This is a genomic window from Chryseobacterium sp. MEBOG06 (assembly GCF_021869765.1).
Lineage (GTDB): Bacteria > Bacteroidota > Bacteroidia > Flavobacteriales > Weeksellaceae > Chryseobacterium.
Genome location: NZ_CP084580.1, coordinates 1846662 through 1873115, shown reverse-complemented (window position 1 = coordinate 1873115; position 26454 = coordinate 1846662). Strand labels below are relative to the sequence as shown.

The 26454-nt window shown below is 36.7% G+C and carries 17 protein-coding genes; 7 read left to right on the top strand and 10 right to left on the bottom strand.

Annotation, left to right across the window (positions count from 1 at the left end; genetic code table 11):
• Positions 1 to 6: 6 nt before the first annotated feature.
• The 3 genes from LF887_RS08590 to LF887_RS08580 all read right to left on the bottom strand — a co-directional run bounded on the left by LF887_RS08590 (position 7) and on the right by LF887_RS08580 (position 8579).
• Positions 7 to 6621 carry an RHS repeat-associated core domain-containing protein gene (locus LF887_RS08590; RefSeq protein WP_236858710.1) on the bottom strand — a complete coding sequence of 2205 codons (6615 nt, stop codon included), beginning with the start codon at positions 6619 to 6621 and terminating at the stop codon, positions 7 to 9.
• A gap of 5 nt (positions 6622 to 6626) precedes the next feature.
• Complete coding sequence (locus LF887_RS08585; RefSeq protein WP_236858709.1) at positions 6627 to 7103, bottom strand: hypothetical protein; 477 nt, start codon at positions 7101 to 7103, stop codon at positions 6627 to 6629.
• A gap of 1074 nt (positions 7104 to 8177) precedes the next feature.
• Positions 8178 to 8579 (bottom strand): ACT domain-containing protein, encoded by a 402-nt coding sequence (locus LF887_RS08580; protein ID WP_236858708.1) that lies wholly within the window; start codon positions 8577 to 8579, stop codon positions 8178 to 8180.
• 190 nt (positions 8580 to 8769) lie between these two features.
• Here LF887_RS08580 and LF887_RS08575 point away from each other — a divergent pair, with 190 nt between their 5' ends.
• Together LF887_RS08575 and LF887_RS08570 are read left to right on the top strand one after the other, a co-directional pair.
• Positions 8770 to 9213 (top strand): SRPBCC family protein, encoded by a 444-nt coding sequence (locus LF887_RS08575; RefSeq protein WP_236858707.1) that lies wholly within the window; start codon positions 8770 to 8772, stop codon positions 9211 to 9213.
• Positions 9214 to 9325: 112 nt separating this feature from the next.
• A complete protein-coding gene (locus tag LF887_RS08570; protein WP_236858706.1) occupies positions 9326 to 11035 on the top strand; it encodes an amidohydrolase family protein in 1710 nt (569 codons plus the stop codon).
• A gap of 499 nt (positions 11036 to 11534) precedes the next feature.
• Here LF887_RS08570 and LF887_RS08565 read toward each other — a convergent pair whose 3' ends face one another.
• Positions 11535 to 12188, bottom strand: a complete 654-nt coding sequence (locus LF887_RS08565; RefSeq protein WP_236858705.1) for a response regulator transcription factor — start codon at positions 12186 to 12188, stop codon at positions 11535 to 11537.
• Positions 12172 to 13899 carry an ATP-binding protein gene (locus tag LF887_RS08560; RefSeq protein WP_236858704.1) on the bottom strand — a complete coding sequence of 576 codons (1728 nt, stop codon included), beginning with the start codon at positions 13897 to 13899 and terminating at the stop codon, positions 12172 to 12174. The genes LF887_RS08565 and LF887_RS08560 overlap by 17 nt, the downstream gene beginning before the upstream one ends.
• Before the next feature lie 793 nt (positions 13900 to 14692).
• On the opposite strand from LF887_RS08560, the gene LF887_RS08555 reads away from it, so the two are divergent.
• Positions 14693 to 15832, top strand: a complete 1140-nt coding sequence (locus LF887_RS08555) for a vWA domain-containing protein (RefSeq protein WP_236858703.1) — start codon at positions 14693 to 14695, stop codon at positions 15830 to 15832.
• A 6-nt stretch (positions 15833 to 15838) separates the two neighbouring features.
• The gene (locus tag LF887_RS08550) at positions 15839 to 17293 is read left to right on the top strand and encodes a sigma 54-interacting transcriptional regulator (RefSeq protein ID WP_236858702.1); all 1455 of its coding nucleotides are present in this window, start codon (positions 15839 to 15841) and stop codon (positions 17291 to 17293) included.
• A gap of 217 nt (positions 17294 to 17510) precedes the next feature.
• On the opposite strand, the gene LF887_RS08545 is transcribed toward LF887_RS08550, so the two are convergent.
• On the bottom strand, positions 17511 to 18641 hold the full coding sequence (locus LF887_RS08545) for a helix-turn-helix domain-containing protein (protein ID WP_236858701.1): 1131 nt from the start codon (positions 18639 to 18641) through the stop codon (positions 17511 to 17513).
• Positions 18642 to 19254: 613 nt separating this feature from the next.
• Between LF887_RS08545 and LF887_RS08540 the strand changes: the two genes are divergently transcribed.
• Entirely contained in the window at positions 19255 to 19728 is a 474-nt protein-coding gene (locus tag LF887_RS08540) for a DUF6428 family protein (RefSeq protein ID WP_236858700.1), read from the top strand.
• 200 nt (positions 19729 to 19928) lie between these two features.
• Here the strand turns inward: LF887_RS08540 and LF887_RS08535 are convergent, their stop codons facing one another.
• From LF887_RS08535 to LF887_RS08525, 3 genes are all read right to left on the bottom strand, one after another.
• A complete protein-coding gene (locus tag LF887_RS08535) occupies positions 19929 to 20675 on the bottom strand; it encodes a T9SS type A sorting domain-containing protein (RefSeq protein WP_236858699.1) in 747 nt (248 codons plus the stop codon).
• Between the two features lie 66 nt (positions 20676 to 20741).
• Entirely contained in the window at positions 20742 to 22616 is a 1875-nt protein-coding gene (locus tag LF887_RS08530) for a T9SS-dependent choice-of-anchor J family protein (protein ID WP_236858698.1), read from the bottom strand.
• Between the two features lie 31 nt (positions 22617 to 22647).
• A complete protein-coding gene (locus LF887_RS08525) occupies positions 22648 to 23703 on the bottom strand; it encodes an Omp28-related outer membrane protein (protein WP_236858697.1) in 1056 nt (351 codons plus the stop codon).
• Positions 23704 to 23907: 204 nt separating this feature from the next.
• On the opposite strand from LF887_RS08525, the gene LF887_RS08520 reads away from it, so the two are divergent.
• The gene (locus LF887_RS08520; RefSeq protein WP_236858696.1) at positions 23908 to 24390 is read left to right on the top strand and encodes a TlpA family protein disulfide reductase; all 483 of its coding nucleotides are present in this window, start codon (positions 23908 to 23910) and stop codon (positions 24388 to 24390) included.
• 10 nt (positions 24391 to 24400) lie between these two features.
• Complete coding sequence (locus LF887_RS08515; protein WP_236858695.1) at positions 24401 to 26053, top strand: DUF6029 family protein; 1653 nt, start codon at positions 24401 to 24403, stop codon at positions 26051 to 26053.
• Between the two features lie 138 nt (positions 26054 to 26191).
• Here LF887_RS08515 and LF887_RS08510 read toward each other — a convergent pair whose 3' ends face one another.
• On the bottom strand, positions 26192 to 26389 hold the full coding sequence (locus LF887_RS08510; protein WP_236858694.1) for a hypothetical protein: 198 nt from the start codon (positions 26387 to 26389) through the stop codon (positions 26192 to 26194).
• Positions 26390 to 26454: the final 65 nt, after the last annotated feature.

Genomic DNA, 26454 nt, shown 5'->3' with positions numbered 1-26454 from the left:
TATATTTTATTTTAATCCTCTAAATCCAATAAATATACCATCTGCTGTCCAACTTGCAGCACTTCCATTAGACAATGTAAAAGTAACCCAACCATCAGGATACCTTCCCCCCGCACCTGAAGTTTTAACGCCATTACGTAAAACGTCTTTGATAGTTGCTGCACCTAATTTATTTAGGGCTTGTGGACTTCTATATACCTTCATTAAAGCTTCTGTCGATTCAAACCCAAAATATTGAGGATGCTTTGTAACCGCTCGACCTGCATTCGTAAGAAAGCCACCTCCTTTAAATAAGGATAATGCAGATTTAAAAGACTTTAATATGTTAAATGAACCCGAAGGTCCTATCGGAATATCACCCGTTATAAATTTTATTTCATTCCATTCCCCTCCAAAATAAGTGTAAGTCTTCCCTACTTTACCAAAATGTTCCCAACTCCAATATTGCTTGTCAAACATTGAATGAGTTTTTTCCGTAAAAATATCCCCATTTTTAGCATTTTTAGGACATTTTGGACAAACATCATTCACAAAATCACCTAATCCAGACTCGTTATAATCTGGTGAAATAATATATTTATATGCAGTACTAATCCCATCCGTTGAAGTCACATTATTGGTAAACAAATTCCCTGAATAAGATATCCCACCAATAGCACCTCCTAAGAAATTACTTCCTGTAAACGCTGAGTTGAGCCCTCCTGAGATTATCCCTGGCAGTACAAACTTAATAGCTCCCGGATTACTTGAAATAGTTCCCAATGCTCCTGAGATTGCCGCTCCACCAATGGCGCCTCCCAATACCGCACTCCATGTTCTTTGCCAGTCCCATTTTACAGGGTTCCAGTTGCCGCCATTGGCAGCCACCCCATTGAAGTATCCTCCTAATAAAGCGCCTCCAAGCATTAACCAAAATTCACCGTCCGGGTCATTATACATCAGCGGATTATTCATCACATACCCGTATTTATTATAGTTCTGGGTATTCATGGGATCCTGGATGTTTTCGTCCGCATTTAAAAACCTTCTGAGCAGAGGATCGTACAATCTGCCATTCATATGGATAATGCCCACGTCCATAAAATGCTCATGGCTGGTGTATCCACGGTCTATGAGAAGTGAAGCTTCTGCAATAAGATTTTTATTCGTTATTACCACCCCGTTATTCCCAAATGCTAAAGCTGTTAAGCTGCCCCATGCATCATAATGCCTCTGCTCCAGTTTATTCCCGGCTTCATCACTAATAGCAAGGACACTTCCTATATAGTCTTTGTGAAGGAATTTATAAGAACCGCTGCTCTGTCCTGCTTCTTTCAAATATACAATATCTGCTTCATAAGGAGTGCCTCCGATGTATAATAAATGATGCTCCTGTCCTGTACCCAGATCCGTCACGACTTCAAAGCTCCCGTCTTCACTGTATAGTTTTGTTAAAGTATTCTGCCATACAGGTGCATTAGGGTCCCAGATTCCGCCGCCGCCTGTTTTTAGTTCTGTGCCTGCTCCTGCATTTTTCAGTTTAGCAATGTTAACCCGCTGACGCATACTTCCCAATCCATATTCGAAATTAATACGGGCCTTTTCTCCATTAATCTGTACCGGATCATTATTCTCATTATAGGTGATGCTCTGTATCAGATCTCCGTTATAATTCTGTACTCCATCCGTATTCAATGTCATTCCGGTTGGCTGATAGATCTTCGCAGCATTTTCATACTTCATGATTCCCACCTGATCATTTTCCATGATTCTGCCTTTTATATCATAGATATTTCTGTTCATGGCGGGTTTAATTCCTGTGACCGGATTGGTCCAGTTTATAAGCCTGTTATTGTCATCATAATCAAAAGATTCTGCAATATTGAGATCTCCTCCGGTTGTTCTTGTTTTAAGTTCATTTCTGATGGCATCAAATGAGTAGGAGATCTGCAGAATTCCCGGTTTTACCTGCGAAGAATGATTAACGCTGCTCAGAAAACCATTGGCATCGTATGCATTGGTAATCTCTGCTGCTCCTAATCTGCTTTTTAATACCTGCCCTTTAGCATTAGTCTCCTGAAGCTCCCAAAGCACTTTCCCGGAGCTTTTATCTTTAACCTGATAGAGTTCTCCGCTCCAGGTGCTGTAAAGGTTTTCTATCACGACCTTGGTTGTAATACCCAGAGAGAGCAATTCTTTCTCATAAGAAATCATTCTTCCTTTATTGTCATAGGTCATCCCTTTCTGGGTATAGGTTCTTTCATTGCTGTTTTCTACAGCAGATATAATCCTTCCCTGAGGGTCATAGGTAATGCCGGTGCTGAACAGCTGCCCTTTTACAGTACCGGATTTTGTGGTAAGCCTGCCTTTGGTATCATAGGTAAAAGCAATGGTTTTATTGGTGGCCTGTCCTCCGTCTGTTGTGGAAAGTTCCTTCTGGGAAACCAGCTGCCCCATGTTATTGTAGGTGTATTCTTTTGTTCCTTTCGGGCTGGTTGTCTTTTTCGGCTGTCCGAATCCGTCATATTCATACTTGTACAACCCGTTGGATGGATCATTGAATTCTGATTTTCTTCCCCATACATCATAAGCAGTTGTGACTGTATTTTCTGCATACTGAGCCTTAATCTGTTCTCCTGCTGCATTATAGGAAAACTGTACAGTTCCTCCTTTGTCTGTTGAAGAGATCATATTTCCCAGTGCATCAGCTGTTTTGGACGTGGTCCTTCCATAGTCCGCTATATTGGTCTCTTTTACCGTTGTGGTGAACCCTGACACCACAGTTTCCGTCTGTTTACCCGTAAATGCTGTAACTTTTACCTTAGCAGGATATACGGAATCATCATAGGCAATGGTATTCCACTTACTGGCACTTTGCCCCTCAAAATACGGTTCGGATTCTTTTATCTTTCTTCCCAGGATATCGTACTGGGTTTCCTGAGAAACGTATTGTCCCTGCGAGAAAGCCTTAGCTGACACCTTATATACCTGTCCCAGTTTGTTGGTGAATGTTTTGGATATATTGCCATCGGGCTCATTTCTTGTCACCGTAACATTATCAAGGTGATCCCTTTCATAGGTATAGCTGGTGGTTCCCTGAAGACTGCTTTCAGAGGTCAGGCGTTTTCCCCAGTTATCATAAGTGCTTGTAAGGGTATTTCCTAACGGATCCGTCTGGCCCGTCAGCTGTCCCCAGCTGTTATAAGAAAACTTAGTCTCTAGCCCTAAATGGTCTGTTTTCTTAATGATAAATCTTCCGGTAGGATCATACTGTGAGCCCGTCATGCGAACCTGAGAATCTATACTGTTAGAGAGTGTTTCCCCCGTTATATTCCCAAAACCGTCATAACTGTAGCTTTCCTGGATATAGCCTGTATTATTCCTGTTCCATTTTTTAAGGGTTTTTACCCTGTTATTTTCATAGGTGTATTCTTCTTTGCCGGACTGGCTGTCTCCGTAGGCCTGCCGGGTTTCTGTTTTAGATTTCAGACGCCCTATATAATAGGCTGCTGCACTGCCGGAAGGGTTGTGTTCATACTCATAGCCGGAAGCTGTAATTCCAAGCGTAGTATTCACCTTAGAAACTGACTGCACCGGCAGATAATACGCTCCGTAAGTAATATTGTTTTCGGTAACAGCTCCTGTTAAGAAGTCTTTTACCCTGCTTGTTTTGGGTAAGATGGCGGTCACTACCTTAGCTTTGTCAGCATCCGAAACACTTGCCACAACCTGACCATTTAGGATTTTATCAATCTGATAGGTTGTAGATTTTAAGGAAAGAAGCTGGGTGTTATTTTCAGAAAGATCCGGCGGGAAAATATTTGCCTCATTATTGGTCCTGATTGACCATTCTTTCACAGGAATACCATCATTCAGAGGGTCTGTCTCTACACCAGACCAAATTTTTGTATTTTCAAATTCCTCTGCATACCAGGAGGAGCGAGCCGTTTTTCTAAAGCCTGTAAGCCCTCTTCCCAGAATATTAGAGGTAAGCCCCCTATACCTGAAATCCTGCTTTAGCTTTTTGTCTGAAGTTGTACTTTGTGTCAGCTGGGAGACCACGTACATTCCAATAGACTGGTTAATCTCTACAAAAGGATAGCTGAGCTGAGAGACATTGTCATATAATCCTGGATTGATACTTTTGTCCAGCTGCTTATATACAATATCTGTAGTGATTCCTCCCTGTGATATGCTTTTGATCCTGCCTGCCTTTGCAATGTCATAATATTCATGTGATATAAGACGCTGCCGGTCTCCAATATCACTGCCATACCCTAGAGCAGAACCCATTGCTACTTTTCTCAGCATCGCCCCGGTCCACTGGTCCACCGGTAGACCTATCAAGTCCCTGGAATTAACACCCACTTCCGCATTAATGGCATTGCTGTCAAGATACAGCGTATAGGGATCAAGACTATAGAGGTAAACCCCATGCGAAAACTGATTTTCTGTAGTGGCATACCCCCCGGTGTCAGAATAAATAGCAGTCATGATATCAATACTTGTGACATACTTAGCTGCGTTATTGTTATCCTGTACAGAGGCTAAACTGTAATTCCTTATTGATTTAACAGCAATGACCTCTGCTTTTCCGTCATTATTAATATCATAAGCAGTAAAGGTTCGTGGGTTATGAATTCTAAAATAGGCACCATGCTGCTCAAGCTCTCTTTCTGTAGGGGCCTTAAACAGTACCTTTTCATAGTTAAAACCATTTCCTTTTGAAATATATTTATGCCAATATTCGGAAGTATTACTCTCGGGTATCATCAGATCACTTAGGCCGTCTCCGTTAATATCTCCCACAACCCCTTTAGCCCAAACGCCCTGTAAGATTTCATTGTTTGCTGGATTAAACGGAGCAATGAAAGATTCATACTGCCCCTGGGTATTCTTTTTAAAAGTAATCAATACAGGTTTTAAGTCCTGGCTTAGTTTCAGAAGATCAAATACTCCGTCCCCATCAAAGTCTCCTCCTTTGTAAATGGTAAATACATCCTTATCCAGCTGATTATAGTCCGGATACAATTCCAGGGAATAATACCAGCCATTACCCTGAATGGACTCATCAGGATCTATTACATAATACCGCTTTGAAGTGGTGCAGGTCTGCGGCGGTTTGCCAGTGAGGTCAGGATTGCCAATGACTGTTGGATGGCATTCCTTATCATTAAGCGCTATAACAAGTTCGCTCAGACCATCCCCGTTGAAATCAACACTGTTGATTCCTGTAACAGTCGTTACAACTCCATTGAATTGGGATCCTGTAGAATTATCATAATCAGTACCCGGAATGGTTTTTGTAAAATCCAGCACCAGGCTATTTCCTGAAAAGCTGTAAAAAGAAAACTGCAAATCTTTTGTGGAAGCACCAGTATTGGTAATTGCTTTAAATCCTACAATTCCCTGTTTGTTATGAATAAGATTAGTACTTTTAGAATTAAATGCAATGAAATTTTTCAATCCCTGCAGGGTACTGCTAATAAATATGGGATTCTCCGTAGTATAAGTAACGGAATAAAAATTTTTGTAAAGATATACTCCCGGTTGAGGAATTCTGGATGAAGTTGAGGAATGATATCTTAGCAGGTCAAGATTGCCGTCTCCATCAAAATCTCCTACAACATCATTATCTTTTTTGGGTTTTAACGCTGTACTTACGGTAGAGAGTAAAAAATCTGGCTCTCCTGACTTTTCATAGGTGAAAACAACCGGGTTGGCTTCTTCATTTTTACCATTTGAAATAGTAATCTTCTCCGGGTACCGGTATGAAGTGCCCTGAACATCTTTTTTATAAGAAATATTGTATTTTTTGTACTGCTGCCCACCTGTGGAAACTACAACGGATTCAAGGAGCTTTGTCTGCTTATATTCAACTCCCCTGATGTAGGCGGTTTCGCTTTTGGGTCTTGCCGTAAAAATAAAATCAATCTTATTAAAGTGTTGTAAGCCTTGTGTTTCATTGCCTCCCCACTGAATATTGCTGACCACAGATATATTACCTTCAGAAATATAGTTGTAGGTAATATAATTCCCGTCAGGATCTTTTGACTTTACTATATTATAGTCTATAGGTGTTCTGGCATTGCTGCTTCCCGAAGCTGTGGCTCCATACCATACCTGAGAGCCGTCAGGGGAAGTGACCTCCCAGTATTCAGGGCCCTGCCAGCTTTGCCCGCTAATGCTTCCTACAGATCTGATTTTAAAATTAGAATACTTCTCGGTAACATATTCTGCCCCGGATTTACCATATTTCCCGGATTTTAATATGAGCCGCTGCCCGTTAAAGCTGTAGTAATCTGAATAATCCAGCTGTACTCCTTTGGTGATGCCATCCTTTTCAAGATTCCTGCCTACCCTTGAGATGGCGCTGAGCCCTGTGAGGTTCCAGCCATAACCTGCCAGGCCGTTTCCAGCACCGCTTACATAAACAAGACCGACACCGGGGGCTGTATTTTTAACTCCGGGGGGAAGGTCTATTGCAAGGGTATACTGAAGCTGTCCCGCCCCTGTAACCTCTATATTTCCCTTGGTATCGTGAAATTTCGGGGCTGGAGTCTGCGAAAAACAGAACACTGATATAAAAGACAGTATAAGCGACGAAAACAGCTGTATTTTCTGATGATAATTTTTTTCCATAGCCTTTATCTTTTGGTGATGTTTTTACTGAAGATTCTCCCGTCTTTCAGGGTAAAGCGAAGAACATATATCCCCCAATCATAGCCAGTCATATTGATTTTTAACTGTCTATTAAGGCCAGAAATATTCTGCTGCTGAAATTTCCAGTGCACCGTACTGTGCTGATAGAGAGAAACTGATTCTATAAGCTTATCTGTTTCCTCGCTCCAGTCAATGGTAAGCATATCATTTACTGGAACCGGGTACAGCCGTACTTGTTTCCAAAAGGTTTTTTCATCCATAACCGGAGGCTGTGCCATTGCAGAGGTTTTAGATGTTAACGCTGATAAAGTTTCAGGGGATTCTTTTGAATTGGTATCAGGGCCGCGATACCGCTGATTTCCTGCTTCGTCATACTTGAAATAGACTTCGGTTTGCTGCTGGGCACCGAGTGCACTCAGCGTAGCGCATAAGAATAATGCGCTTAAGTAATTTTTTTTCATTGATTTGAATTTTTGATGTAAAAAATAAACATTAACTCCCAGTTAAGAGAGAAAATATTTTGATATGGGTTTGTATAACAGGATAGATTTACCCTGAAAGACACAATACTTTCATATGTTTATTTTAAAGAATGATGGTATAGCCTGATTTAAAATCAGGATCTGTTATAATCAGTCACGGGGGACCTTAGACTTTAGAAGTCCTGCACAAAAGAAATAAGGAAGGACCTTAATTTGTGCATACAAGAAATTAGGTGTGGGACATAATTTCTTTCTCTCATCTTGTGTTATTTTTCTCTTAAGCGAACTTATGCGCTACAGAGATTTTCTACAATCCGTAAAATCACGATACTTTTATATCCCGGTTTTTACGGTAATTAAAATAATGCTACCCTATCTTTTTATGTGTAAAGGCGATAAAATAACCTGATTAAAAAATCAGACTCTGATAAAAGAAAAAGTAAACATAAAAATCTGAGGCTTTAAAAGCCCTGCGCGGCAAGAATAAGGTAAAAAACTTAACGCACATGTTCAAAGAAATTTAGTATGGGAAATATTGGGATTACCTAATTTCTTTTCTATCATTCAGTGTTTTTGCAAAGCGACTTTACGTGCTTTAAAGCAGATATACAATCCATAAAAAATCACGGAGTCTGACAGCCGTCATTTTGAGGTAATCGTAAAAGTCTGCTTCTCAAATGTAAACTATTTTTTTTAAACCACTCACTTTAAAATGAAATAAAATCTATTTATTATTAGTTTGAAGCTGATCTTAATGTGATAATACCCCTATTAAAACAAGACTATAAAGCTATTTAAACTATTTTAATTGTTCCCAATCAAGATCTGCCGGGTGAAAGAATGCAGGATATTAAACACTTTAATCAACCTAAGAAATATACCTGGTGCATAGGAACACAGGTGAGTTTTTGACAAATCTTATCTCATAACAGCTTAAGTGATCTAAAGTGTTTTAAAATATCAGGTTATGGTAACTTCATTGTGACTCAAGAACCGGAAACCTGTAAAAGTTTAAGCAAGTTCTATATCCAACAAACCAAAATGAATTGACCTTTACTTATTAGTTTTCAATGCATGAAGTGCTTTCATAGCATCTACAGCATCTTCTTTCGCAACAAAAATGTGATCATGAAAATAGGCAGCCACTACATTACAGCTGATATTCTCCAGTTTCAAGGCATTTGCAAAGGCAGCCGTAAGTCCTACAGCTTCCAGGGAGGAATGAATGTTCAGGGTAATCCACGAAGAAATATAGCTGTAATCCATATTCCACTCATCTGCAATGGTTCTTTCTAAAACAAGTGTAACAGCCTCAGTTTCCCGAAAGAAAAACTGAACCTTTTCAATATCCGGTATCCCGCTCAGATTTTCAATGGTACAGAACACATATTCTCCGGCATTTATTACCGGCTCCATATTCTGCAGTAAAACCGCTAAATCTTTTTCTCCTGACATTTTTTTTGATACAAAACTAAGGTATAGATGGTATTTTCTATTTATCATTTGATAAAAAATAAAATTCATTGCCCCATTAATGACAGATGCCTATTTCTTGTCTTATGCAAAGAGTATTGAAAATTAATTGAGGTAATATTGTAAGGCCTTACAAATAGCTTTCTGCAAACAAATATAAAAAACAACATCTATGGAAAATTATAGCAACAGCTTTGAAGTGAAAACGACTGCTGATAAAGCATATGAAGCTTTGACCAATCAAATTCCGCTTTGGTGGACTGAAATATTCGAAGGTTCGTCAGGAAAGGCTGACGGAGTATTTACGATGAGATTTGGAGATCATGTTCACAAAACAATGCGCGTAAAGGAATTAATTCCCAATTCAAAAGTAATCTGGTATGTTGAAGACTCTCTGATAGCCATTACAGACTTAAAAAACCAGACAGAATGGATGGGCACAACCATAGTTTGGGAGATAAAAGAAAAAAAAGATATGATTGTGCTTCAGCTTACCCACATCGGTCTTACGCCTGCTGTTGAATGTTACAATCTCTGTACTGATGGGTGGCGGCACTATATCAGCAGCCTAAAAGCTTTTCTGGAAACCGGAACAGGAAACCCACACACAAAATAAAGTTTTACCATCATTTTATTTCCATGACGATTATTCTATTTCGCGCCGGGAAGGATCATATATGATAATTTGTTTGTAAATTACGCACAAAACTAACCTCCTTCAGTAATCCATGAAAACTACTTCAGGCACGCAAGATCCATACGAAAAAGAAAGAAATCCATTTGTAAACTGCCATACCCATACTTTTACGGGAGATCATATTCCTCAATTTCTTGGTAAGAAACTTCTGCCGGCAGGTCTTGAGTTTATTCTCACCATAAGACTTATAATCGATTTCTTCAGGTGGTATTACCGGGTTCCTGCAAAATGGCAGTACAAACGCCCTTACAAAGCATGGCAGGCTTTCCACTTTCGTGTAAAATGGTTTCTTCAGAAAGTCCCGTTTATTACCATTCCTATTGCAGTTGTACTTACACTGGATACCCTGCTGATTCTCTTCTTCGGGTATTTCGAAGGAAAATATCACGATGAAATTGGCTTTCAATATATTAAATGGCTGAATGATTTCATGCAAACGATCTATCTTCTTCCCCATCCAGATCATACTGTATTAAGGTTTCTGATTGTAATGGCTTTATTTTTACTCATCAAGTCCGGCAGAAAATTAATCATCTTTATTGCTAAAAGTTTGTTTCAGTTCCTGCGTATCCTTCCCGGGCCTGAAACGAAAGCTTATCTGAAGCGATATATCAGCATAGGCCGTTTTGCATTCCATAAAAGCCAAATGACCATATTCAGAATGCTGGAAAAACAATATCCTGTAGACTCCCGTTTTGTAGTTCTCCCTATGGATATGGATTATATGGATGCCGGCACTCCCAAATCCGGCTACATGAAACAACTTGAAGAACTGAAAAAACTCAGACGCACCAAACCTAAAACCTGTCTTCCTTTTGTATTTGCTGATCCCAGAAGAATAAAGGATGACACTAGTTATTTTGCCGAAATTAAAAACTGTATCGTTCATGAAGAATTCCGAGGGATTAAAACCTATCCGGCCCTTGGATACTATCCTTTCGATAAAGATATTCTACCCCTGATGCTGTGGGCCTGTGAAAATCAAATACCAGTACTGAATCACTGTATCAGAGGAACCATTTATTACCGCGGTAACAAAAAGAAGGAATGGAACAGTCATCCCGTATTCAGGCAGTCAACCGGAGAAAAAGGAAAAAGTGAGCCGCTGGCCCTGTATGAAATCAATAACAGTAACTTTTCTACCAATTTCACCCATCCTCTCAATTATCTTTGCCTGTTGAATGAAGATTACCTGAAACGGCTTCTTGAACATTATAATGATGAGTCCTTATATTCTCTTTTTGGCTATGCAGGTAAAAATCTTCCACTTGCCAGGAACCTTCACGAGCTTAAAATCTGTTTCGGGCATTTCGGGGGTGAAGATGAATGGACAAAATATATGGAACGTGACAGATTCCTTTCTGAAAATGGGTTTACCAATCCTGTAGGAAAAGGAATCAATTTCATTCCTACTGCATTGGAAAATTCCTGGCGGTATAATTCCTGGTTTTCCATTATTTACAGTCTGATGCTGCAGTATCCCAATGTATATGCTGACATCAGTTATATTCTTCATGATGAGAATATTTTTCCTCTTTTGAAATCATTGCTTAAAAAAGACAGCCGAATCAGTGACCGTATTCTGTACGGCAGTGACTTTTACGTAGTCCGAAGCCAGAAAAGTGATAAGCAAATGTGGGCGGATACCTCAGGGAGATTAACTGATCTTGAACTGGAACTTATTACCAGAGATAATCCAAGAAAATTTTTATACAATCATATTCATCAGTATGTTAAGTAATAAAAGTACAGATTCAACTATTAAAAAAGATATCTCACATCTATGGTGTTCCCTTTCACGCTAATCGGGATTTGATACTCAAAACAAAAAGGAGGCTTATTGCCTCCCTTTTTTGTAATAATAACCTTTCAATTGAACTTCTCTATTTGTCTTTGTGTTTTTTTTATCTTAATTATCATTTGGTCTTTTTATCAAGAAGATCCTAAGGTCATTGATACACTTCTATATTTATTTCATCATTTGCATTTTACGTAATTATAGTTCATTATTTTTATGGCTATAATTATTTGTGTTTTTTAATAAAATTTAAAACAAAAAAAAGTTTTTTTTATGAACTTAATACCTTTTTTTCATTTGGTAAATTTTATACTACAAAGTAACAACATTACGGAATAAAATTACGCACAAACCCCATCGATAGCTATCGATAGCTTTATAGATATTTATCGATAAAGCTATTTTTTTGCACTAAGAAAGTGTATAAAGTACTTTAGATACCTTAAATTTTATGGTGGATTTTGACAAGATCAATCAGCTCAACAATGTTTTCTATTTTTAATTTCTCAAAGATATTTTTTTTGATCGTACTGACAGTATTTTGCTTTATGTCTAACGTATTCGCAATTTCCAGATTCCCATATCCTTCTGCATACATTGCGGCAATTTCCATTTCTCTTTTAGTTAAACTGGTCAGAGGATTCATCAGGTTTGGATTGTAAATAAACTGTACCAGTAAATTTCGGGAAATATCAGAAAAAAATTCACCTTTCTGTATAAAAGTACTAAGGGCTTCTCTTATTTCATCTTCTTCACTTAATTTGCTCAGATACCCGTTGGCCCCTGCTTTGATAAATTTAAGGGCATGCAGCTCTTCTTCAAGTCCCGTAAAAATTAAAATCTTAATATCCGGGTTCAGAGCTTTCATTTGCGGAAGAATGTGCAGACTGTTTCCCTCCGGAAAATGGGCGTCAATAATCGCCATCTCTATTCCTTTAGATTCCACGAGTTCTATGACCTGTTGCAAAGAGGATGTGTGATAAATTGTAGCTTTCGGAACAATATCATTGATGACGATCTCCATTCCCTGTCTTACAATACTATGATCATCTGCTAAAAGAAATATGATTTCTTTATTTTCAGTTGGTACTTCCATTCTTATTAATATTTAAATTGATCCTGAATATTATTTTGGTTCCTTTATGCAGCTTGCTGGAAATTGAAATCTCACCATCGAAAAGGTCAACAATTTCTTTTACCAGATTAAGACCCAGACCTGCTCCCAGGTTATCCACCTCATCAGAAACCATTCCCTGATAGTACGGGTCAAAGATTTTACCAAGATCTGATTCTGAAATTCCTACTCCGGTATCTGCTATTGTCGTAATGAGTGAAATATTGTTTTTATCAACAGGCTCGGTGAGCATTGTAAGATCAATCTGCCCATTTTCTGTAAACTTGTTGGCATTCCCGAGAATGTTCATAAATATCTGGTTGATCCTTATATTATCAGAAAATACGACTACATTTTCGGGAATTCTGTCGGTAATAACAAACTTATTATTCCGGGTTTCGAGATAAGGAGTGATCACTTTCACGATAGAACCAATCTCATCTTTAAGATTAAAAACACTTTGTATCAGTCTTTTTTCTGCATCCTGATTTTTTGTATATTCCAGAATCTGGTTAGACTGCAGCAGTAAGGTGCTGTTGGTAAATTTTATCGATTTAAGATAATCCTTTATCGTTTCATCTTCGGTAGATCTGTAGATCTTATCAATAAATATATTAATGATTTTGAGCGGGGATCTCAGATCATGGCTCAGCATTCCCAATATCCTGTTTTTGAAATTGAGGTTCTTTTTAATTTCTTCATTGGCAGCGTTCAGCTTGCGTTCATAGATGAAAGCCACTCTTGTAAAGTACATAATCAGAATAGATACGATGAACATCAAAACCATTAATCCAAGTACCAGATAAGTTCTGATCTTATTATTATCTGAACTTTGCTGGTTGTACTCTTTCTCCAGTTCTGATTTAAAATCCTTAATAGCACTTTCATATACTTCTATCAGTCCGTTACTGTATATCAACAACTTACTGAAATTACTGTAAAACTGCATATTATCCCTTTGATTCTGAACAGCATACAACTGAACTTTCTTTACTTCAGCCGCGTAATGCTTGTCCATAGACTTTATGGTATTGTCCATTTTCGACTTTACCTGAGAAAGATCTATCGTTTTATTATTCGTTAAAGTGATCACCGTGCTTTCCTTCTGAACATTCACTTTTCCGGTAACTGCATCTTTTAAACGCCCGAAAAAGCCCTTTTTCTTAATGGTGTCAGCATAGGTATGCGTTTGTACGTTGAAATCCTCAAAATCATTTTTATACTTCTCCGGCTCAAACTTTTTGTCCTGAATTTTTGCAGGAGGGTTCAGAGAAGATTGATACACTGAATCAATTAGTGTTTTCAGCTTGGCAGTCTGAAGCGTATCTTTTATGTGCTGGGCCAGGTTTTTTTTCAGCCTAGGACTGGTATTTTCATAGTCATTAATCTTATCAAAATTAATCTTAAGATTTTTCAGTGACTGAAAATAAGATTGCAGATCCTTATCATCCTGAGTCACCATATATTTCTGGAAGTGATTCTGGGCATCCATGAAATCTTTTCTCGAGTTATCCGTTAATTTCCCTAACGCCCGGCTGTCTTCCAGCTGATTTTTGATAAACTCCAGCTTCTTCCCATTTACAAATTCGTTGTAGAAAAAGATGGCAATAATAACCTGTATCAATAAAATACATATGATCAATGAGTAATGAACAACTTTCCTCAATTTAAAATTTAAGAATTTATTTTTCATATCTATTTGTCAGCTAAATTAATTTCCTGATTAACTTGGTTTTATCTGTTATTAGTTTTTTTATGATATACTATTATTATCAAAAACTTAGCAATAAGTATATCCCTTACAATTTACAAAGTTAAAGTAATTTTCGGCTTCTTTATAATACTAAATATCAGGCAAAATCAATGAAATCCAATGCTACTCTGTACCAAAATGCTTTTACAACTTTAAAATTCCATCAAGTGTGAGGAAATTTCACTGATTAGCTGCAAAAACCGGGATTGCAAAAAATATTTCAGATGATCTTCAGATTCATCATGACGAGCATAGTCTCCTTATTCCTGGCTACTTCCCACACTCCATCTTTTCTTAGTAATTCTCAGACTTTTTGGTGGGCAGCCACCACTATCGGCATTGCCGGAGCTTGAAATAAAAAATTCATAATTGATAATTGATAATTGATAAATGATAAATGATAAATGAAATATATTGTTAAAAAAAATAAATAACCTCTGATAAACAAACAATAACCGCTCACGTCGCAGAAACCGGAAAAGAAAAGCAGGAAAAGCATCTAACAACTATAAAATCTAAGCATTGATACTATATTCTATTTTCATATCGCAGTTATAAGTATTTTCTATTTCTCATCGGAAATCCTGAAGTGATATTTTGCTAACTTGTCTCTTTAAAATAGTAAGGAGACATTAAGCCTTTACAGAAAACAGGATCCGGCTAAAAACACTTATAAACTTTAGTTCAGGACATCATTCTAACACATTTAACAGCAAAACAGCTTCATCATCTTATGACCAATAAAGATTTTAATTCTCAGAGAGGTTTTACATTCAGTAAACATGTACCGGAAGAATTATCGAATTTTGACAGGGTCTTTGATATTTTCAAAGATCTGCTTACCCATACGTCCGGTGATATTGAAGAAGCCTTCGAATGGCTTGATATGCTCGACAAAGAGTATGATATCTTCAGTGATGAATATACCATTCAGGATTTTGAGGAAGATTTAAAAAAACGAGGATATATCAAGGAAGAGGAACCGGAGGATGGAAATTCAGGACTGGGAAAGGGCAAAAATATTTTGACACCCAAACTGGAATCAGCCTTGCGTGAATACGCTTTAGACCAGATTTTCGGGCAGCTGAAAAAAAATGGCGCCGGAAACCACCGCACTACAAAAACAGGAATTGGTGATGAAAGGGATGGTGAAAACCGCTCTTATCAATATGGAGATGACCTGTCTGCCGTGAATATAACGGAAAGTTTAAAAAACGCACAGGTCAATAATGGGATTTCTGATCTGCATCTCACAGAAGACGACCTTATCATAGAAGAAACCAAACACAAAGCACAGATGAGCACAGTCCTGATGATAGACATCAGCCACTCCATGATTTTATATGGTGAAGACCGAATCACACCCGCTAAAAAGGTAGCCATGGCCCTGGTTGAATTAATCAAGCGAAAATATCCCAAAGATTCCATAGATATTATTGTATTTGGAAACGAAGCCTGGCCCATCAAAATCAAAGACCTTCCCTACTTAAAAGTAGGCCCTTATCATACCAATACCGTGGCGGGTCTGGAACTGGCTATGGATATTCTTCGCAGAAAAAGAAATACCAACAAGCAGATTTTCATGATTACCGATGGAAAACCAAGCTGTATTCAGCTTCCTACCGGAGAGTTTTACATGAACAGCTATGGGCTGGATGATATCATTGTTAACCAATGCCTTAACAGAGCGGCACAGGCCAGGAAGCTAAAAATCCCTATTACCACCTTTATGATTGCTCAAGACCCTTATCTGCGACAGTTTGTAGAAGCATTTACTGCTCAAAATAAAGGGAAAGCATTTCTGACAGGCCTATCAGGGCTGGGACAAATGATTTTTGAAGATTACGAGAAAAACAGAATAAAGAGAATATAAAAGAAAATGAAAAACGATATTACATTCAAAGAATTAAAAGACTCCGGTTATACCCATAAAACGATCAATGAAGAGATCCAGGCTAATTTAATTTCAAAAATTAAAGCTAAAGAACCTGTATTTGAAGGACTTTGGGGTTATGAAGACACTGTAATTCCTCAATTGAAAAAAGCAATGCTAGCGGGACATCATATCAACCTTCTGGGCTTACGCGGACAGGCGAAAACCAGAATTGCAAGAAGTATGGTAGATCTGCTGGATGAATATATGCCTATTGTAAAAGGATCCGAAATTAATGACAGCCCCTTCCACCCTATTTCAAAATTTGCCAAAGATCTCCTTCAGGAACTGGGTGACGAAACCCCTGTTTCATGGGTACACCGCTCCAGCCGTTTCTTTGAAAAACTGGCTACTCCTGATGTGAATGTTGCCGATCTGATTGGAGATATAGATCCTATCAAAGCTGCCACCCTAAAGCTTCCTTATTCTGATGAGCGTGTTTTGCATTACGGAATGATCCCCCGTGCCAACCGTTCTATATTTGTATTGAATGAACTTCCTGATTTACAGGCAAGAATTCAGGTTTCTTTATTTAATATTCTGCAGGAAGGAGATGTCCAGATCCGTGGTTTTCAATTGAGAATGCCTTTGGATATTCAGTTTGTCTTTACAGCTAATCCGGAAGATTATACCAACAGAGGAAGTATTGTAACTCCTTTGAAAGACAGAATCGGGTCACAGATTTTCACCCATTATCCAAAAACGATTGCTCTTGCGAGAAAAATCACAGAACAGGAAGCACTTATTTCTCCTGAAGATAAAGAACAGATACAAATTCCTGATCTGGCGAAAGACCTTTTGGAAGAGGTTTCTTTTGCAGCACGTATCAGCGAATATGTAGATGCAAAAAGCGGTGTGAGTGCGCGTCTGACGATAAGTGCGATGGAGAATTTAATAGCTGCGGCAAAATTACGTCTTATAGAATCAGGGGTGAAAAGTACCAGCGTCCGTTTACTGGATTTCATATCGATTATCCCTTCTATTACAGGAAAAATTGAACTTGTATATGAAGGTGAGCAGGAAGGAGCAGATTATGTAGCGAAAATACTGATCGACAAAGCGGTAATGACTCAATTTGAAACCCTGTTTCCACGTATATCCAAACTGGAAAAAGAAGGAATAAAAACTCCATATACTGATCTGGTAAGATGGTTCAACAAAAACCACCTTGAGCTTAACTATAATGATACTGATGAAGAATTCTATGCTAAACTCAATAAGATTGCTCCGCTTACAACAGTAATTGAAGAAAATGTTTCTGAACTGAGCAAAGAAGACCAAAATTTCTGTAAAGAATTAGTTTTATGGGCATTAACCATCAGCAACAAAATTGATAAATCTGAACATCAGAATACTTTCACTTTTGATTCTCCAGGGATTGGCCAGTTTTTGCGTAACTAAATCATACTCTCAAAATCTGATTTGATTCTCAATAAAAATATAATCCTCCGGTTATCCGAAGGATTATATTTTTATTAAAAAAACTACTTACAGGTAATTGGTATTTCCATTTTTTTCATTGATTTTCTCCCTGGAATTCATTGATTTTATACCGCCTATCCTCTGCGAAAGAGTACAGATAGGTATCCTTATTTTTTCTAAAAAGGGGAAAATAATTTTACAAACCTTTACGAAAAGCAGTTGGTGTATTTCCTGTATGTTTTTTAAAAGCGGTATGAAAGGAAGATTTTGAATTAAACCCAACTTCATATAGGATTTCCAGGATAGTTACCTTAGTTTTTGTCTCATCTTTTAAAATATTCATGGCATAATGAATACGGTAGCTATTAATGAAATCATAAAAATGCTGTCCCAACTGATGATTGATTAAAACCGATAATTCCCGGGTGGGGATTTCAATCGAATTCGAAACATCCTGAATAGTCAGAGAAGGATCAAGAAAAGGTTTTTCTTCAGCCATATATTTTTTTAATTTCAATATATCTTCATTATACTTCTCTTCAGTGAGTACCGGCTGCTCATTGTTTTTTTCTTCGGAAACAATATCGACAACAAGTTTTAAGTTTGAATCTATATTTCTGAATAAATCCGGATTATTTAAAGCTTTGAACAGATACCAGCATACCATCAGCACCTGAAATAATACAAGTCCTAATTTTATCCCTTCTGAAACAGAAGGGTAATCTGAAAATTTAAATATGTTTTTTAAAAGGGCTATCAAATACAGAACACACAATACAACTGTAAACTGAAACAGCCAGTGATAGGAACTGATATGAGTCCCTGCATAGTTTTCAAGATAAAGTTTCTTGGATTTTCTCAGCAGCAAAAAAATGGCAATCATATAGATTATGATTTGCAGATGTATTACAATATGATTGAATTTTAGCTCTATCCTGTTTTGCCGGGTTTCAATAAAATCAATTTTGGAAGCAGCATCCACTAAATAAAAATTGGGTAATAAAACAATATTTGCAATCAAAAACGGGATCAGATGAAATAGATACTGAGGTTTAAGTTTAAAATCGGAATAACATACAGATAACACATACAGATAAAAAACAGGAATCTGCAAGAAAGCAAATGTACTTCTAAACATTCCCAGATTAGAAGGAAAATAAACGACTTTGTTAAATAAAGGTTCGCTTATATCAATCGCAATTATAATCAGGAAAACAGCAAAAAGAGCATTACTCAACTTATGTTTTGTCTTAGCGGTCAGCAAAAAAAAGACTAGAAATAGTGAAATGAACAGCGAGATTATTGTGATAATAAATAATACATTCATCTTATACGTTTTATTCTTTTGCTTATTTCAATTTACGAAATCAGTCTCTGGATACAGCAATGATCTGAGTGTGAAACTGAACTGCACAAATATAGAAATTAGCAGGGATTTGTATTCATATTTTGAATGAAAAAACGAAGGCCAAGGCTATTACTACTAATAAGTGTAGTAAATATTATTAACCACCACATTTTCCTTCATTAGCCTACTCCATTCAACAGGCAATCACAGAAGGAGTGATCACAGACCACTCTCCTTTTTTCTCGGAACTTTTTATTTTAATAAGTCCAGACAGGTTTTATCGCAAAGATCAAAAGCTGTTTAGCCCATTTAATTATTATAACGACAATATTCAACGGGGTTAAAAATAGTATAAAAGCACCATATTAAAGTGAAAATAATGAATCATACTAAAAAATTAAAATTTCAAGAAATAAAATACTAAAAAAAATTGGTCTGCTCAAATCAATATCGTAATATTGCAATATGAAAATAAAACAACCTGATTTATAAAAAGCGAGCAGGTAATCACGCTATTAATGTTCCTGTTAGCTAATTAATCGCAATATAACGATGTTAAAATCATCAATTAATTTTAAAAATTACATTTATTATGAAATTATCTGAAATTAAAGAAATTCTACCCTCTCTGGAAAATGTTGAATTTCAGTTGGAACACGGAACTTTTGTACCCGAACATTTTCATGTTACAGAAGTAGGGCAAATCTATAAAAACTTCATAGATTGTGGCGGGGTCATCCGAAAGGAGAGATGGGTAAACTTTCAGCTATGGGATGCAGACGATTATGAACACCGCCTGAAACCAGGGAAACTTCTTCATATCATTCAATTATCGGAAGAAAAACTGGGTATTGAGGACGCAGAAATTGAAGTAGAATACCAAAATGATACAATAGGTAAATATGATTTGGATTTTAATGGTAAAAATTTTGTCCTGAGGAACAAAACTACTGCCTGTCTTGCTCAGGATGCCTGCGGAATTCCTTCTGAAAAGCTAAAGAAAAATGTATCAGAATTTACTGGTGATAAATCCTCACACTGTACTCCGAATTCAGGATGCTGCTAATTCAGATATTAAGTTATAGCCTGAAAAAAGCGGGAATACCTGAATGAATTGATAAATACCTCATCATACATTCAGAAATAAACAAGCCCTAGAATCAAAAGATTCTAGGGCTTGTTGGCGGAGAAAACCATAAAACTGATTGAATTTGTTTTCTTTAAAATAAGAACGTTAACACCGCCTCTTATCCGAACTCACTTTAATTATTTTTTAATGATTTTTCTGACAATCGTTTTTCCCTGTGAATTTTTTAATATTATCGTGTAGATTCCGGCATTTAAATTTGATACATTTATTTCCTCATTTCCTTTTTTAAGACTTCCGGTCAATAAAAAACGGCCTTCCGTATTATATAGACTATATGAACCATTTTCTTCTGACACTATCCGCAAACTACTGTTTATGAGCGTTTCAGGAATATTTGCGAAAGAATTCTTATTCTTTTTCACTTCATCCACTGTCAATGTTGCATTTGGATCATATCTGTAGGTAATGGTAACCGGAGTTCCGTATTCCGTATTTAAATTATTTACAAGGTAATATTTTATAACATAATCAATAGGATAAGCTCCACTTCCGGCATTAGAATTCCACATATTGTAACCGGTAGAGGGCGTTTCTGAGTTAGCCGCAATATTAATTGGCAAACTTGTATTTGACGGATATACAGCGTTAGCTGCTACAGAGGGCAGACAGGTACTAAGATAGCAGAATTGAAAACCACTTCCCGCTGCATTCTGAATACTCATGATCTTTATACGAACTTTTACAGAAGAGGCAGATGTATTTTTAATTTTATAATGAAGAGTTGCGACATCCTCATCTGTTGAATTATAGGTAAAAACCTCACCGTCAGCAATTGGCGTTCCGTCATCTTTTGCCAATGCAATCTGTGCCTGACTCCATGAGCACATGAAGCTACATACTAATAAGAAAATATTTTTTTTCATAAGTTTAAATATTAAGAAATCAGGAAAACCAAAAGTTTGAGCTTTCCTGATTTGAGTTTAAGTTTGTTATTTTATAATTAATTTTTGGGTTTTAGACTTTGATTTCTTTTCTATTATAGAAACCATATAGACCCCTTTGCTTAATGCCTGAACAGAAACGGGGCTGTCCGGAATGACATTAGACTTCTCTAAAACAAGCTTTCCTGAAGCGTCATAAAACCTTAGATCTACGTTATGATTTGCCTGCACTTTGATGTAATCTGCAGCTGGATTAGGATATATTGTAAGATAGTTTGCATTGGTTTCTGCATCATTCGTACCTAAACTACTCAATATAAAAGAACGTGCATTCACAACTTCACCTGTACCGGCATCCAGTAGAAGTACTACTGCTTTTATTTTGCCCATATTGTATGTTGGAGGGATAGTTGCATTAAAAGTATAGATTACATTCTGTCCATCTGTAAGAGTAGTCGGAATTGATCCTGCCTGCCCTGTATAACCTCCTAACAGCATTCTTCCTACATGATTGTATTCCATTTGTGCTGCAGGAACCGGATTAGGTAAGCCTTCAAAACCTCCCATGGGTCCATATGCATTGTTTGCATAATAATTGGTTTGTTTATAACCTGCAATTGTACCTTTTACTCCATCTTCTATTAAAACTACAGCAAATCTGAAGTTGGCATTAGTAAAATTAGTTCTGAATGTAGCCGATGCATTAAAAGTAAGCTGATCTCCTGATAAAGAGGCCGAGCCATCCAGCTGAGCCGGAACTACAATATTTTTTCTCTCGTTAACATAAGAGGTCATGTCAGTAGTACTTACTGATTCACCTAAAAAGACTCTATCTACATTCATTCCCGGAAATCCGGAAAATGCTGCCCCTGTATTATATGCAGCGACCTCCATAGGATCATTGTTATGTACTGCAATTCCTATAAAATTATCAGGAAAATTGATGTCCATATAATTCATTGCAACCGTACCCCTTGGGCACCATCCGCACCATGTACCGGTCCCTTCTTCTATCAGAACTTTTTTAGTAGAATTCTGACTTACGGTGTTGAAGGTTGTGGTAAGGCTGTTATCCGCAGGAGTAGCATCTGCTGCACCATTAACCTGCGTAACAGTAACATCAATATTTTTATCTACAACTGATGAATAATTTACAGAAACAGGATGATTGACAATTGTTTCCTCCCCTGAAGCCAAAGGAACGGCTAATGCTATTGTGGAAATATGATCTGCTGTCCCGTCATTCCAGTTAACAGTGATGTTATTAATAGTTTCTGTACCATTATTCGTCACTGTTGCTTTAATAGTATAATTTGAATTAGTCACCCCATACCGATCTAAAGACACTTTTTTCAGAGCAATATCTTTATCTGCAATAGTTTTCACCTCAACATTGTCTACAACTAAATAAAATTGATCATTACAATCATAATGTCTGAATGAAACATAAACCTGCTGTCCGATAAAAGATGTAAGATCGATTGATCTTTTTTGGAAACCGCCTGCTGCAACTGTTTCTGTAAAAACAGGGCTACTAGCTGTTATCACTCCTGAGTTATTAGAAGTCGTAACATATACTGAGTACTTCTCCTCAGGATAATCTATATGTGTTGCCAGATCATACTTCAGGAAAACGTTAGATGCACTAACCGTGCCCAGGTTGATTAACGGTGAAGTGACAAGATTATCAGGCGTTACTCCTGCATTGATAACACTTATATAAGAGAAAGAAACCAGTGATCCTGTCCCAAAATCCGGATTTATAGATGAAACGTTCATATTACTCCATTGATAAGTATCTCCATCAATGTCTGTACTTACCCACCCGTTGAGTCCCGGGGTGTTAAAGTTCTGACTGTAGTAAGTCTGTGATTGGTATAATCCAAATAGAAAAATACCAATAATAAATAAAATCTTTTTCATGTAATTTTGATTTTTAAAGTGTTAAAATATTTTATAAAAATTCGTAACTGTTATTTGTTCCTATTTTTTCTTCTCTAACATTCAATACACTTCCATTTTCATCCAGTATCATAATAATTACTTTCAAATGTTCAGGATTGAATCCGGATAAGATGTTATATTGGAATGATCTTATATATTCGTTCGAGATTACCGTTTGTGAATCAGGAATAGGATCTCCGGTTACAGATCCCAGTTTGTTTCGTAAAACATTATGGTGGGTGTAATTATAAATTGCACTGCCACCACCATAAAGCGTTCCGATATAGTTTTTTTGATTATGTACCAATTCATCTTCCACAATAAAGGCTGCAATCTTAAGATTGTCAAGATTTTCCGTAAAGAAGACCCTGGCCTCTATATTTACTTTGTTTCCGGAAATCGTAGAATTCATCTTAATCCCTATTCTACTGTAAGCCTTAATCTGACTGAGCGGAAGTGACATATCTGTATAATTGGAATCATATACCCAAACAATATTCCTATTGATAAACATACCTGGCCATTCTGTGATATTTTTCAGCACCTCCATCTCTGTACTCGTTGCATTAGCCCAGGGATCAGTAGTTCCTTCCGGGCCATGAATCCCCATAAAAACATAATCTCCTGTCTGCAAAGACAAATTATCATGTCTTGCCAATGCTATTGTGCAGTATCCGCACCAGGTCCCCGTAAAATCTTCATATAAAATCCTATGCTTAAAGGCAACCCCTTCATTTACTACAGAATTTACTGAAATAGGATTTACAGGCAGATCTTTATAAGTTGCTTTTACATTGTAGGTTCCTTTTTCAAGGGGAGTATAGGTATTTCCATTTATAAGCTGGTTATTGACATATATTTTACTTTGTGATGTTACATCACTGCTAAGGTTGTCTTTTACTTTAAAAGTAAATGTCTTTCCCAGTAATTTTTCATTTCCGCCTTCAGAGGAGACAGAAATATACGTCACCGCTGAATTTCCTTCATCGCTCTCATTCCCTTTACAGGAGCAGAGTAACAAAAAAATAAAAATCACACTATGAAGAAATAATAAGCTTTTTTTCATGTTTATATAAAATTTTAAATTAAAACTTTAAGTTTTTACGATTTTAAGAAAGTCAATACAATTAAATGGTTAATAATTTACTTTCAAGACATATTAAAAATTCAATAAAAACACATTTTAATTACATTTAATTCAGTAAATATATACAATTATACAATATACTATAATAAATATTACATATATTTGAAAATAAAATTTTACAATATGAGGAAAATATTATCTCTTTCATTACTCCTGACTCTTAGCTTTTGCTATTCTCAAGAAATCCCAAATGTTTCCATCAGCAATCTGGATGGCGAAAAAATAAATGTTTCAAAAATGGATTCCTCAGAACCTGTAGTAATGAGCTTCTGGGCAACATGGTGCCTGCCCTGTATGGAAGAACTCAGCACGATTAATGATAAATATGATGCCTGGCAAAAGGAAGCAAACTTTAAGATGTATGCAGTATCTACAGATGATGCGCGCACCACTTCAAAGGTAAAAACCGTCATAAAAAGTAAAGGATGGCCTTACCGCATATTACTAGATCCCAATCAAACATTAAAAAGAGCTTTAAATATCAACAGTATCCCCTATATGATACTAATTCATAAAGGAAAAATAGTCTATTCCCATGTTGGATATTCTGCCGGAGATGAGGATGAACTGATTGCAAAAATCAAAGAATGTAATAGTAATAATTAATTATTTTCCTATGCAGAATAAATTAATTACCGGAACACTCTTACTTTTTAGTGTTAAAATATTTTGTCAGCTGACCGTTAATCTGGAATCTAATTCTCAGTATTATATTGATGATAATAAAATTAAGCTTACTGAAAAAGAAGCAGCTCAAAGATTCAGGTCCAACAACTATCTGAACGCAAGTTATAAAATCAAGGATTTCACTCTTGGTGCACAGCTGGAATCTTACGAACCGGATGCATTACTTAATTACAATCCGGCTTTTAAAAAAACAAATTTAGGTACTTATTACATCAATTATTCCAATGAAAAATCTGGTATAGATGCAACTATTGGGCATTTTTATGAACAGTTCGGAAGCGGATTAGCGTTACGCCTGTGGGAAGATAAACAGCTTGGGATCGCCAATTCTCTTTTAGGAGGAAGGATAAAATATACAGATCCTGCACAGATTATAACATTGAAAGCCCTCCTTGGAAAACAACGATCCGGGTTCGGATTAACAAACGGCCTCATTGGAGGATTGGACGCTGAAGTAAGACTTGATTCTCTAATGAAAATAAAAAAGCTGAGAACAAGTACCGGCTTTAGTTATGTCACTAAAAATGAAGACAATAAAACAAACATTATATATCCGAAAAATGTAAGCATTTACGGAAGTCGCCTAAAAATGGAATACTCCAAATTTTCCCTGGAATTCGAATATTTATACAAGACCAAAGACAACATAAAGCAAGTCACTACTTTGGATCCCAATAACATCTTTTCAGGAAATGCTTACTACCTTAATCTATCTTACGCAACAAATAATTTTGGAATTATCGCCAATCTCAGAAGATTAGAAAATTTTAGTTTGTATTCCCAAAGAGATCAGATCGGAAACATTTATAACAATGCAATTCTGAACTATATCCCTGCGCTTACCAAACAGTTTGATTACAGTTTAGCCAATATATATGTTTATCAGGCACAGCCGCAACTTACTTTTCTGTCGCAAAAAAAAGCTGGAGAAATCGGTTCACAATTTGACGTTTTTTATAAAATAAAAAAAGAAACATTACTGGGAGGTAAATACGGAACGGATCTGTCTCTGAATATTTCTAATTGGTACGGTTTAAAAGGCAAATACCGTTCTTATATCAATGATGATCAGAATTACGAAACAGAATTCTTAAAATTAGGAGAAAAATACTATTCTGACCAAAGCTTAGATATCAGAACACGATTGAAGGAGAACTGGAAAATTGCTCTTGTTTTCATTAATCAATATTACAATACTTACCGTACAGAAGAAACAACCGGTGAAGTAAAAGCCCAAACCGTTGTTTTGGATAATATCTACAGGTTCAGTAAAAGTTCTATGAAGTTAGAATTACAGCACCAGTGGGCAGACGGTTATCATGGTAACTGGATGGCAGGCTTGGCAGAATACAATTTCAAAAAAAATTGGTCTGTATTCATCAACAACCTTTATAATTACGGGAATCCTGAAAAGGAAAAACAGCTTCATTATTATACAGCAGGACTTGTTTTCAGGAAAAATAGTACCAGAATTCAGGCTTCTTACGGAAGACAGCGTGGAGGACTGTTGTGTGTAGGAGGAGTCTGCAGATTCGTACCCGAAAGTGCCGGATTTTCTCTTGGCATAAGTACTAACTATTAGAGTAGATATGGATTTGATTATTAAAGGTTCATCATCCAAACTTCCATTCAGTAAGCTTTATGTAGTATGGTTAACTTCTGATCTCATTTAATAAGACCATTAAAACTAACAACAGAACATAAAAAAGCATCATTAATATCAATGATGCTTTCTGCTCTTGCGGAGAGAGGGATTAAATACCATTTCGACATTGTTCGGATTGTCATCAGTAAGTATTATTTGAAGTGGAGCTTCTCCAACCTCTAGCACCAAATATGTATTGGCATCTTCTCTTTTAATTGTTGCTTTTTTAGTTTCCATATATTTTTCCTCTTTCTCCGAAGGCTTCTTTACCACCTTCTAATGTTTTCATACTTATCCCTTTCCAGTTTAGCTCAGGTTTTTAAACCATAAATACACTT

Excerpts from the sequence above, each read along its gene's own strand:
- LF887_RS08590 (WP_236858710.1), bottom strand. The coding sequence starts at position 6,621 with ATGGAAAAAAATTATCATCAGAAAATACAGCTGTTTTCGTCGCTTATA.
- LF887_RS08585 (WP_236858709.1), bottom strand. The coding sequence starts at position 7,103 with ATGAAAAAAAATTACTTAAGCGCATTATTCTTATGCGCTACGCTGAGT.
- LF887_RS08580 (WP_236858708.1), bottom strand. The coding sequence starts at position 8,579 with ATGTCAGGAGAAAAAGATTTAGCGGTTTTACTGCAGAATATGGAGCCG.
- LF887_RS08575 (WP_236858707.1), top strand. The coding sequence starts at position 8,770 with ATGGAAAATTATAGCAACAGCTTTGAAGTGAAAACGACTGCTGATAAA.
- LF887_RS08570 (WP_236858706.1), top strand. The coding sequence starts at position 9,326 with ATGAAAACTACTTCAGGCACGCAAGATCCATACGAAAAAGAAAGAAAT.
- LF887_RS08565 (WP_236858705.1), bottom strand. The coding sequence starts at position 12,188 with ATGGAAGTACCAACTGAAAATAAAGAAATCATATTTCTTTTAGCAGAT.
- LF887_RS08560 (WP_236858704.1), bottom strand. The coding sequence starts at position 13,899 with ATGAAAAATAAATTCTTAAATTTTAAATTGAGGAAAGTTGTTCATTAC.
- LF887_RS08555 (WP_236858703.1), top strand. The coding sequence starts at position 14,693 with ATGACCAATAAAGATTTTAATTCTCAGAGAGGTTTTACATTCAGTAAA.
- LF887_RS08550 (WP_236858702.1), top strand. The coding sequence starts at position 15,839 with ATGAAAAACGATATTACATTCAAAGAATTAAAAGACTCCGGTTATACC.
- LF887_RS08545 (WP_236858701.1), bottom strand. The coding sequence starts at position 18,641 with ATGAATGTATTATTTATTATCACAATAATCTCGCTGTTCATTTCACTA.
- LF887_RS08540 (WP_236858700.1), top strand. The coding sequence starts at position 19,255 with ATGAAATTATCTGAAATTAAAGAAATTCTACCCTCTCTGGAAAATGTT.
- LF887_RS08535 (WP_236858699.1), bottom strand. The coding sequence starts at position 20,675 with ATGAAAAAAAATATTTTCTTATTAGTATGTAGCTTCATGTGCTCATGG.
- LF887_RS08530 (WP_236858698.1), bottom strand. The coding sequence starts at position 22,616 with ATGAAAAAGATTTTATTTATTATTGGTATTTTTCTATTTGGATTATAC.
- LF887_RS08525 (WP_236858697.1), bottom strand. The coding sequence starts at position 23,703 with ATGAAAAAAAGCTTATTATTTCTTCATAGTGTGATTTTTATTTTTTTG.
- LF887_RS08520 (WP_236858696.1), top strand. The coding sequence starts at position 23,908 with ATGAGGAAAATATTATCTCTTTCATTACTCCTGACTCTTAGCTTTTGC.
- LF887_RS08515 (WP_236858695.1), top strand. The coding sequence starts at position 24,401 with ATGCAGAATAAATTAATTACCGGAACACTCTTACTTTTTAGTGTTAAA.